This window comes from Streptomyces sp. 15-116A (genome assembly GCF_025290915.1).
GTDB lineage: Bacteria > Actinomycetota > Actinomycetes > Streptomycetales > Streptomycetaceae > Streptomyces.
This window is the reverse complement of record NZ_JAOCQE010000232.1, coordinates 1-10,298: the sequence shown is the minus strand read 5'-3', so window position 1 is coordinate 10,298 and position 10,298 is coordinate 1. Positions and strand designations below refer to the sequence as shown.

Sequence of the window (10,298 nt, the reverse complement as noted above, 5' to 3'; positions counted from 1 at the left end):
GGCGGGCAAGACGGTCACTGCCGTCGTACCGTGCCCCACGGGCGTCACCCCGCGGAGCTGATGAGCCGTGTCGAAAGGTGCCGTGAGGAACGGCAGCTGAGTTGCGTGTGGACGGGGTGACGAGGGACAGGATCCAGTGTCCTGCAGCAGTCCCTGGTCCACCGCAAGGGAGGCGGTAGGCCGTGCCGCGACTCAGTGTTCGCTCGGGTGGTTCACGAGGCTGAGGGGTTCTCGCTGTGAGGGGCGTGCTCCGAGGGACGACCGGGCCCGCTGACGTCGAACTCCACGTCCACGACCCCTTCAACGGCGCGGATCAGACGTGCGGCCACGGGGACCAGGGACGTGCCGCGGATGCGGCCGCTGAGCGTCACGATCCCGTCCCGCACGGCCACACGCGCGGCGGACGTCGGCGCGGGGAAGAGGTAGGACACCACCTCCCGGCGGACCTCCTCCGCGATCTCCTCGTCCTCGCGCAGGAACACCTTCAGCAGGTCGGCGCGGCTGACGATGCCCTGCAGCATGCCCAGCTCATCGACGACCGGGAGCCGCTTGACCTTGGCGTGTGCCATGGTCCGCGCGGCCCGGGCGAGGGTCGCGTCCGCGTGGACGGTGAGGGCGGGGGAGGTCATCAGCTCCCCGGCGGTCACCGCGCCGGCGTTGGCGAGGTCGGGGTCGCTGTCGCGGAACTCCTCTTTGTGCAGCAGATCGGCCTCGGAGACGATCCCGACGACGCGGCCCTCGCCCTCCAGGACGGGAAGGGCGCTGACCTTCCAGTCCTGCATCGTCCGCACGATCTCCTTGAAGGAGGCGCCGCGGCCGATGGCGGCGACGGTGTGCGTCATCGCGTCGCTGACGATGTGCGGGCTGCCGTGCATCGTGCCTCCCGGGGCGCTGTCGCTTCGAGTCGTCGGTGTCGTCACAGGAGGCTGCCGCTGCCATAGGGGGCGTACAGGTCGAGCAGCCGGGTGCGGGTCGAGCGCAGCCGGTGGGCGAGAACGCCGCCCACCCAGTGGGCGACGCTCGCGCCGAGCGCGGGGTCGTCCTGGCACATCGAACGGATCGCGGTGGCATCGAACTCGTAGGCGCGCACCGGGCTGGTCGCCTCGGCGCCCAGGTGCCAGGAGTGCGGGGCGAACAGCCAGGACCAGCCGATGAGTTCGTTGTGCCGGAGGGTCTCGATGACGGCGGGCTGGCGGTCGGGCACGCGCATGTCGAGAGCGACACTGCCGGTGCGGATGATCCAGAACCGGTCGGCGCGGCCCCCTTCCTCGCAGAGGCGGGTGCCCTGGGGGAACGACACCTCCCGGGCGCAGCGCATCAGCCGCTGCCGGTGCTCGGCGGGCAGGGCCTGCAGCATGCCGGCCGTGGCGGGAGCGTTCATGACGTGCCTCCAGTCAGGGCGTCGTGGGATCGGCCGCTTCCAGCGTGCTCCCGTGCCCTGTGCCGGACGATGGGCCACCAGGCCCCATGGCCGGGCCGACCGGCACCGCGTCCGGGTCCTTCGGCACCCTGTGCCGGAACGGCTCCGGATGTTCGATGAAGACGAAAGTCGACTCGGTGGAAGGGGGTGCAGTTGTGGTTACGTCATGACCTCGGAGTTCTGGAGGCTGTTCGTGGTTCTTCTGGTGGTCTCCACGGCGGTCACTTGTGCAGCCAGGCCTGGTCGACCGAGGTCTTCTCCGCGCCCGCTTTCTATCGCCTTCGATCAGGCGGAGAACCGGTTGCGCACCATCAGCGCTGTGTTCGTAGCCACCCTGGAGGTCCAAAGCCATGCGTATCGTCATCGCCCTGGGCGGCAACGCCCTGTTGCGCCGGAGCGATCGTCCCGACGCCCACGTTCAGGAGGCGAATATCGACCGGGTGGCCACCGCGATCGCCGGCCTGGCCCTGGAACACGAGATCGTCGTCACCCATGGCAACGGGCCGCAGCTCGGTCTTCTCGCCGAGGAGAGCGCCGCCGATCCGGTGCTGAGGGCTCCCTACCCTCTGGACCTGCTCGGTGCCCAGACACAGGGGATGATCGGCTCGCTGCTGGTCCGCGCGCTGTACGACGTGCTGCCGGGGCACCGGATCGCCGCGCTGGTCACCCATACCCTCGTGCGGGCCGACGACCCGGCATTCGGCCGGCCCACGACGTTCGTCGGCCAGGTGTACTCCCGCAAGATCGCCGAATCCCTGGCCCGCAGGCACGGCTGGCACATCGCCAAGGACGGCAGAGGCTGGCGCCGCGTGGTCCCCTCACCGTCGCCCGAACGGATTCTGGAGAGCGAGACCATCCACGACCTCCTCGGCAGCGGCGCCGTGGTCTTGTGCGCCGGCGGTGGAGGCGTCCCTGTCACCGCCGACAACGACACCGGCGCACTGACCGGCATCGACGCGATCGTCGACAAGGACCTCACGGCGGCTGTGCTCGCCGAGGACCTCAAGGCCGACTTCCTGCTCATCCTCACCGACGTCCCGTGCGTCTATGCCGGCTATGGCACCCACGACCAGCAGCCCGTCCTCGACGCAACGCCCGACGACCTGCGCCGCGCCGGCTACCCCGACGGTTCCATGGGCCCCAAGGCGGAGGCCGCCGCCCGGTTCGTCGAGCGCACCGGAGCACTGGCGGCCATCGGAGCCCTCGACGCCGCGTACGAGATCGTTCACGGGAGGTCGGGGACGTTGGTGCGTGCCGACCTGATCGTCGGCTGAGATGCCTCGCCCTGGGGGAGGGGGCGGCCCACAGTGCAATGTCCCGTGGGCCGAACTGGAGCTCCTGGAGGCAGGTGACCCGCCCGCCCGTGTCCTCGTAAGCCTTGACCACACTCCGGCGGCCGTGGCCAGGCGTGGATCATCCGGTCTTGTGACTCCACTGAGGACCGACCAGGTCCCAGTCCCTGCCCCACTGCTCGATGCGCTGCCTCTGGAGCCTCCACCGTGAGAGGGCTCCGGCGCCGCAGACGAGGCCGGCGAAGGCGAGCGCGGCCCCGGCGGCCAGAACACCGGCTTCGGCAGCCGCTTCCGTGCCACTGGGCGGTTCAGCGGTGATCTCGCCCCGCCCGTCCGTCCAGACAACGACCCTGGACCCGGCCTTCAGAGCGGTGTCCACTAGGCCCTGTCGTCGAATCCCCGTCTGCCTGGCGACGCCATGCACGCTCCCCCACTGCCTTAAGGGCGTGGGAGGTGCCCCCACTCGCCGCACCGGGCGCCGACCACGTACAACCAGTACGCCGGTCGACGCCCGGCACGCCGAGAGCACGCTCCCCCACCCTCGAACCGCGCTTCGCACGGCTCGGGCGGGAGGTGCCCCCACGCCGCCGCCAGGCCCGCCCTCCGGGCGGACGACGGGGATTTGACGACAGGGCCTAGGGTCCTGTCGGTGTGGACGGAACCGTCGGGGTCCGTCCACCGGACTCGCGCGGCGGTCTTGTCGCTGCTGCTCCCGGCCCCCGACACGCTCCGCGGGACGTCGGCGAGGAGCACACCGCGCACGGAGAAGCGCTCGGCGCGCTGCTGGGCGAACACCTCGTCGGCTGCGTGAGCCGTCACCAGAGCGACGACCGCGCCGCCCACCGCCATGACCACCCACACGGCCGGCACGACCCACGCTTCGACGATGTCACCGCGCCGTCGTGGGGGTCCCCCCGCTCGAGCGAAGCCGAGAGTGGGGGAGGGTTGTTCCGCCACCGCCAGAACTTCTGCTTCGCACGCCAGCTGCCATCCATCGGTCTGCCCCTCCTCTGCATCGTGACGGTCACGAAGGTGACAGCCGACAGAAAGCCTGGGCATGGGCCGACCAGGCAGCATCGGAGGGCCGGACGGGACCAACTCGTAGTCGATGTCGAAACGTTCAGCCCATACGCGGAGGTGGCCGGAGGAGGCAGGCACGGCAGTGTGCCCGTCCGCCGCGCACGCGGTGAGGTGTGGCCCGTCCGGGCCCGGCGGCGGGACCATCGGCCCCTCACTGCGCGGTGGCCGGGCGCCCACGCTCGTAGGACAGCACCCCCGGTCGCATGCCGACGCGTGAGGAGGACATCATGCACAGCACAGTTCTGGACAGGGTGATTCCGGAGACCTGCGTGTCGGCCGCGGTCGCCGCGCCCTCGATCCACAACACCCAGCCCTGGCGCTTCCGCCTGGACGCCGAGTCGGCCACGCTCCAGGTGCGCGCCGCCCCCGAACGCGGCCTGCGGCACACGGACCCGGCAGGCCGCGCCCTGCACCTGTCGGCGGGGGCGAGCCTGCTGAATCTCCGGGTCGCGATCGCGCACTGCGGATGGTCACCGGTCAGGCGCCTGTTGCCCTCCCCGGAGGACCCCGCCCTGCTCGCCGTCGTCCGCGTGGCCGGGGCCGCCGGCCGCCCCACGGGGCATCGCACCGACCTGTATGAAGCGATCTGGCGCAGGCACAGCAGCCGCCTGCCCTTCTCGGGCCGGCCGCTGCCACCGCAGCTGCGCAGCGAACTCGGTGAAGCGGCCCGCGTGGAGGGCGCGCGGCTGTGGTTCCCCGACCCCGTCGAGACGGCGCGGCTGCTCCGCCTGACCGCGGAAGCCGAGCGCCGCAACCGCATCGACGCCGACCGCGCTGCGGAGAGCAACCGCTGGGTGCACCACGACCGGCGGCCCACTCCCGATGTGGGCCTGCCACAGGCAGTGCTCGGCCCCCAGGATTCCCGCGAACGTCTTCCCCTGCGGGACTTCACCGCGCAGCGGCACACCGAGCGGCTCATCGCCCAGCTGTTCGAGGTGGCGCCCACCATCGCTGTCCTGATCACCGAGCACGACCGCCGCGCCGACTGGCTGCGGGCCGGACAGGCACTCCAGCACGTGTGGCTCCTCGCCACCGCCCATGGACTGCGCGCTTCCCTGCTGCACCAGGCGCTGGAGTGGCCGGACCTGCGCAGGTCCCTGAGCCCGACGCCCGGGCGGACCGGCCATGCGCAGATGCTCATCCGCCTCGGCTACGGCCCCGAGGGCGCGGCGAGCCCGCGGCGCGCCGCGCGCGCGGTGCTCGAGGAGGCGCAGGCAAGCTGCTAGCCACCCGTCCCGCCATTCAGCCCGCGGCGACGGCCGCGGACGTACGGTCCAGGGCCGCGCTCAGGCTGGAGTGCAGCTCGAAGACACCTGCCAGGCCCACGGCGCGAAGGATCCGCCGGAAGCCGGTGCTGTCGGTGACCAGCCGCAGCCGGCCGTACCGTGCCTCGGCTCGGTTCCGTGCCCGGCACAGCACGCCCAGGCCGGTGCAGTCGATGAAGGCCGTGGAACGCAGGTCGAGCACCAGATCGGGGTGCGGGCCGGCAGTCAGGGCCTCCAGCCGGGCCGCGAGGGGCGGCGCCGTGAAGATGTCGATCTCGCCGCGCAGCTCCACGACGGTGGTTTCACCGACGGTGTGTTCCGTGTGGTGAGGCGCGGACCTGGGGTCAATTCCGGACATGGTCTGAGACAACAGGGCAAAGCGAGGTGGCGGTAGGGCCGGTCGGCCCTACCGCCCGGTTCGGGTGGGGTCGGCCGCGCCCGCCGTGCGGGGGTGAAACGGCCGACCGGTCCAAACGATGCCAGCGCCTCCCCGGAAGGGCCGGGACCACGGGGGGATCGATCGCGGTGTGACACGGGTCGTTCTCCGGGCCGGCCGGGACCGATGGCCCCCTCATTCCCCGTCTCACGCGGTTCAGGATGGAAAGCCGCAGTACCGCTGTACCAGGCGAAAGACAGGTTGGCTCATGTACCCCAACGACGGTTTCCGCGAACTCGGGCGGTACGAGTGTCTGCGGCTGATGGCCAAGGTGCCCGTCGGCCGCATCGTCTTCACGCACCGGGCCCTGCCCGCCGTCCTCCCGGTGAACTTCAGCCTCGACGACGACGGCGCGGTCCTGCTGCGCACCTCAGCGGCCTCGGATCTGGTCCGCGCGGTCGACGGCGCGGTGGTCGCCTTCGAGGCAGACGACGTCGACGCGACCCGGCACTCCGGCTGGAGCGTTGTCGTCACAGGCTCGGCCACGGTGGTGACCGACCCCGACGAGCATGAACGCCTGACCGGTACCGGCCCGGTCTCCTGGGTGCCCGCGCCGCAGGAGGTCTTCCTCCGCATCGAGCCTGAGCTGGTCACCGGGCGCGAGCTCATCGGCGGACGCACCCTGTATGGCGTGGACCTCAGCGCTTGAAGGTCTCCTGCCGCCGTCCCCGGGAGCCCGCTCGTCCGGCCCGGCCGGGGTCTGCCCGGGCCTTTCGTCCCGACTGGACGGGCCGCACGGCGTGCCGAGGGGTTCCATCGGCCCCTGCCCCTGGCCGCCGCGGACGCCGAGCATCCTTCGTGGACCCGCCGTGGACCCGTCGTGGGATCGACGCCCCATCGACGGCGTGGGTTCGCCACCGCCCTCGGCGTCACGCCGAGGGGTGAACACCCCGCGCACGGAAGGGAAGGAACAGGACAATGACTGATCGTCATGTGGTCGCCGGAGTGGACGGTTCACTGGTCGCCGTACGGGCCCTGGACCGGGCCGCCGAGGAAGCGGTGCGCCGCGGCACCGCGTTGCGCGTCGTCTACGCCGTGGCCGACCGCGACGAGGCGGGGCCGGTGCTGGCGTCGGCCGCCACACGGGTCTACGACCGCCATCCCGGTCTGCCGGTGGAGACCAGGGCCGTGGAGGACGGCGCCGTGCGGGCGCTGGCGCGGGAGAGTGAGGACGCGGCCCTCACCGTCGTGGGCACCCGGGGGTTCGGCACCGTCTCCGGTCTGCTTGCGGGCTCGGTGAGCTGGCGCCTTGCCGCGCACGTGCACGGTCCCCTGATGGTCGTACGCGGGGACCATCCCTGCGACGAGGGACACGGGGTACTGCTCGGTCTGGAGAGCGGCGCAGACGAGGCCGCAGCCGCCTATGCCTTCCAGGAAGCGGCACGGCGCGGCGTCCGGCTGCGTGTCCTGCATGCCTCGACGCACCGGCACACCACGCCCGAACTGCCCTCGCTGGTGGCCGCGACGAGCCGAGGCCAGGAGCGCCAGGCCCGGATCGACGTGGCGGAAGAAGCCGTGCCGCGGTTCAGTATCGCCCGACTGAGGGAGGAGTATCCCCAGGTGGAGGTCGACAGCCGCACGGTCCGCACCGGCCCGGCCCACGCCCTGCTGGCGGGCACGCGCGAGGCCGGCGTCGTGGTCATCGGCATGCGCCGGAGCGCGGTCCGGCTGGGGCCACCGGTCGGCCCGGTCGCGCACGTCCTGCTGCAGAACTCCCACTGCCCTGTCGTGCTCGTGCCGACCGGATGACGGGCACCGCGATTCCGGGATGGTCCGGTCGGCCCTGTCGGGTGCCCGGCGCGTCGGGGGAGTGTGGGGAGGTACGGACCCGCATGCACCACCCGCATGCACCTCCGACCGAGCCCCGATCCGGAAGGGACCCGATGATGTCCGTCGACACGCAGCGGACGCCGACCCCGCTCTCCGACGACGAGCTGAGGCTGCTGGACGCCCACTGGCGCGCCGCGAACTACCTGTCCGTCGGCCAGATCTACCTCATGGCCAACCCCCTGCTGGCCGAGCCGCTGCGCCCGGAGCACGTCAAGCCGCGGCTGCTCGGCCACTGGGGCACCTCACCCGGCCTGAACGTCGTCTACACCCACCTCAACCGCGTCATCCGGGCCCGGGAACTGGACGCCCTGTGCATCTGGGGCCCCGGCCACGGCGGCCCCGCGGTGGTCGCGGGCTCCTGGCTGGAGGGCTCGTACACCCAGACGTATCCAGACATCACCCGCGACGCGGCCGGCATGGCCCGGCTGTTCAAGCAGTTCTCCTTCCCCGGAGGGGTGCCCAGCCACGTCGCGCCTGAGACGCCGGGCTCCATCCACAGGGCGGCGAGCTGGGCTACTCCCTCTCGCACGCCTACGGGGCCGCGCTGGACAACCCCGGCCTGCTGGTCGCCTGTGTCGTCGGGGACGGCGAGGCGGAGACCGGGCCGCTGGCCGCCTCCTGGCACTCCAACAAGCTCCTCGCTGCCGCCTGGTCATGGACGTCATCGACCGCGTCCCCGGCCTGGCGGTGCGCGCCGCGGCCGTACGCCAGCGGATGGAGGACGCCCGGCTGCGCCACCACGACTGGATCCGCGCCCACGGAACCGACCTTCCGGAGGTCGCCGACTGGTCCTGGGACGGCTGACCGACGCCAACGGGCCCGGACGGAGGGGCCGTTCGGCCCGCTGGCCGGGCCCTGCAGCCCCTCTTCCGGGCGCTGACGACGCGGGACATTGAAGGCGCAACGAAAGTCGTCCACATTCCGCGCGTCGCACCCTTCGAAAGGGATGAGCATCATGGCAGTGCACGACCACCCCCACCGGCATCAGGGATTCCGCTTCCCGTCCCTGCGCAGGGCGGGGACGGCTCCCGCCTCCGCCGACGAGACGACCGCCGCGGCGACGGCGACCCGCGCGTACGTGTTCGCCGGACTCCGCCTGCTGACCGGGTTCGTCTTCCTGTGGGCGTTCCTCGACAAGACCTTCGGCCTCGGCTACGCCACGCCGTCCGGCAAGGGCTGGATCGACGGCGGCTCGCCGACCAAGGGCTTCCTCAGCGGCGTGACGGTCGGGCCGATGGAGTCCACCTTCCACGACTGGGCCGGGGCCGCGTGGGCCAACTGGCTGTTCATGCTGGGCCTGCTCGGCGTCGGCCTGGCGCTGATCCTCGGTATCGGCCTGCGGCTCGCCGCGGTCGCCGGCACCGCCATGATGGCCCTGATGTGGATCGCGGAGTGGCCTCCGGCCCAGCACCTGTCCGACGGATCGCCGAGCATGTCCACCAACCCGTTCGTCGACTACCACCTCATCTACGCCGTCGTCCTCATCGCCCTCGCGGCAGCAGGCGCAGGCGCCACGTGGGGGCTCGGCAGGGCCTGGGCACGCCTGCCCTTCGTCAGCCGCAACCGCTGGCTGCTCTGAGGGCCGCATGCCGGTCAAACCGGGGCACCCCCGCTCATCGGCGGGGGTGCCCCGGTCGCTCGCCGCCACCTGCTCGCCGAGGGCGAGGTCCGTTCCCTGACCGGGCCCAACGGCCCGGCACGCGAGGGACTGACGGCGTGCCCCGGGTACGCCGACAGGCCCTCCCAGCAGGGATCGCGGGCGAGGAGCATCGACAGTGCAGAGATCCTGAGTGCAAGTGAGGGAGAGACCGGCGATGACGGCAACGGTGACAGCTGGACCCCGGGCCACGACCGAGGCATGGCGAGGCTTCTCCGGTACGCACTGGCGGGACCAGGTAGATGTGCGCGGCTTCATCCAGGCCAACTACACGCCGTACGAAGGAGACGCAGGCTTCCTGACCGGCCCGACCGAGCGCACCCGCACGGTCTGGGAGAAGGTCAGCGCCCTGTTCCCCGAGGAGCGGCGGCGCGGCATCCTCGACGTGGACGCCGCCACCCCGTCGACGATCACCTCGCACGCGCCCGGTTACATCGACCCGGACCGTGAGCTGATCGTCGGCCTGCAGACCGACGCCCCGCTGAAGCGGGCGATCATGCCGAACGGCGGTCTGCGGATGGTGGAGAACGGTCTGAAGGCGTACGGCTACGAGCCCGACCCGTTTGTGAGCAAGGTCTTCGGCAGCTACCGCAAGACCCACAATGACGGTGTCTTCGACGCCTACACCGCCGAGATGCGCGCCGCCCGCAGGGCCGGGATCATCACCGGCCTGCCGGACGCCTACGGCCGTGGCCGGATCATCGGCGACTACCGTCGCGTCGCGCTGTACGGCACCGACCGGCTGATCGAGGCCAAGCGCGCCGAGCGGGTCCTGCTGGACGCCGAGCCCTCCAGCCCGGACGTCATCCGCGACCGCGAGGAACTGGCCGAGCAGATCAAGGCACTGGGCGAGCTGGCGCGGATGGCGGCCACGTACGGCTGCGACGTCACCCGGCCGGCCACGACCGCGCACGAGGCCGTGCAGTGGCTCTACCTGGGCTTCTCGGCCGCGGTGAAGGAGCAGAACGGTGCCGCGATGTCGCTGGGCCGCACCTCCACCTTCCTCGACGTCTATCTCCAGCGCGATCTGGACGAGGGGCTCATCGATGAGACCCGCGCCCAGGAGCTGATCGACGACTTCGTGATCAAGCTGCGGATCGTACGGTTCCTGCGCACCCCCGAGTACGACGAACTCTTCTCCGGTGACCCGACCTGGGTGACCGAGTCCATCGGCGGTATCGGCACCGACGGCCGGCCGCTCGTCACCCGCACCTCCTTCCGCTTCCTGCAGACTCTCTACAACCTGGGCCCGGCCCCCGAGCCCAACCTGACCGTGCTGTGGTCGCCCCGACTGCCGTCCCGCTTCAAGGAGTTCTGC

General features: G+C 71.6%; 10 protein-coding genes and 1 pseudogene. 8 read left to right on the top strand and 3 right to left on the bottom strand.

What is annotated here, in order from left to right; all coding sequences use genetic code 11:
- Positions 1 to 212: 212 nt before the first annotated feature.
- Both N4P33_RS27360 and N4P33_RS27355 read right to left on the bottom strand, forming a co-directional pair.
- Complete coding sequence (locus tag N4P33_RS27360; RefSeq protein WP_260829466.1) at positions 213 to 875, bottom strand: CBS domain-containing protein; 663 nt, start codon at positions 873 to 875, stop codon at positions 213 to 215.
- A gap of 41 nt (positions 876 to 916) precedes the next feature.
- Positions 917 to 1,381, bottom strand: coding sequence for a cyclic nucleotide-binding domain-containing protein (locus N4P33_RS27355; RefSeq protein WP_260829465.1), 465 nt, complete (start codon positions 1,379 to 1,381; stop codon positions 917 to 919).
- A gap of 389 nt (positions 1,382 to 1,770) precedes the next feature.
- Here N4P33_RS27355 and N4P33_RS27350 point away from each other — a divergent pair, with 389 nt between their 5' ends.
- Both N4P33_RS27350 and N4P33_RS27345 read left to right on the top strand, forming a co-directional pair.
- Positions 1,771 to 2,694: a carbamate kinase gene (locus N4P33_RS27350; RefSeq protein ID WP_260829464.1), complete on the top strand. Its 924-nt coding sequence runs from the start codon at positions 1,771 to 1,773 to the stop codon at positions 2,692 to 2,694.
- 1,325 nt (positions 2,695 to 4,019) lie between these two features.
- A complete protein-coding gene (locus N4P33_RS27345; RefSeq protein ID WP_260829463.1) occupies positions 4,020 to 5,018 on the top strand; it encodes an Acg family FMN-binding oxidoreductase in 999 nt (332 codons plus the stop codon).
- Between the two features lie 16 nt (positions 5,019 to 5,034).
- On the opposite strand, the gene N4P33_RS27340 is transcribed toward N4P33_RS27345, so the two are convergent.
- Positions 5,035 to 5,415 (bottom strand): STAS domain-containing protein, encoded by a 381-nt coding sequence (locus tag N4P33_RS27340; protein WP_260829462.1) that lies wholly within the window; start codon positions 5,413 to 5,415, stop codon positions 5,035 to 5,037.
- 286 nt (positions 5,416 to 5,701) lie between these two features.
- Here N4P33_RS27340 and N4P33_RS27335 point away from each other — a divergent pair, with 286 nt between their 5' ends.
- The 6 genes and pseudogenes from N4P33_RS27335 to N4P33_RS27310 form a co-directional block, all read left to right on the top strand.
- Positions 5,702 to 6,142 (top strand): pyridoxamine 5'-phosphate oxidase family protein, encoded by a 441-nt coding sequence (locus tag N4P33_RS27335; RefSeq protein ID WP_260829461.1) that lies wholly within the window; start codon positions 5,702 to 5,704, stop codon positions 6,140 to 6,142.
- Between the two features lie 269 nt (positions 6,143 to 6,411).
- Entirely contained in the window at positions 6,412 to 7,242 is an 831-nt protein-coding gene (locus N4P33_RS27330; protein ID WP_260829460.1) for a universal stress protein, read from the top strand.
- Positions 7,243 to 7,379: 137 nt separating this feature from the next.
- A pseudogene (locus tag N4P33_RS27325) lies at positions 7,380 to 7,963 on the top strand (phosphoketolase); the annotation flags it as partial.
- 14 nt (positions 7,964 to 7,977) lie between these two features.
- The gene (locus N4P33_RS27320) at positions 7,978 to 8,127 is read left to right on the top strand and encodes a hypothetical protein (protein WP_260829467.1); all 150 of its coding nucleotides are present in this window, start codon (positions 7,978 to 7,980) and stop codon (positions 8,125 to 8,127) included.
- A gap of 151 nt (positions 8,128 to 8,278) precedes the next feature.
- The gene (locus N4P33_RS27315) at positions 8,279 to 8,902 is read left to right on the top strand and encodes a DoxX family membrane protein (RefSeq protein WP_260829459.1); all 624 of its coding nucleotides are present in this window, start codon (positions 8,279 to 8,281) and stop codon (positions 8,900 to 8,902) included.
- A 235-nt stretch (positions 8,903 to 9,137) separates the two neighbouring features.
- On the top strand, positions 9,138 to 10,298 hold a 1,161-nt coding region (locus N4P33_RS27310), incomplete at its 3' end, for a pyruvate formate lyase family protein (RefSeq protein ID WP_313904598.1).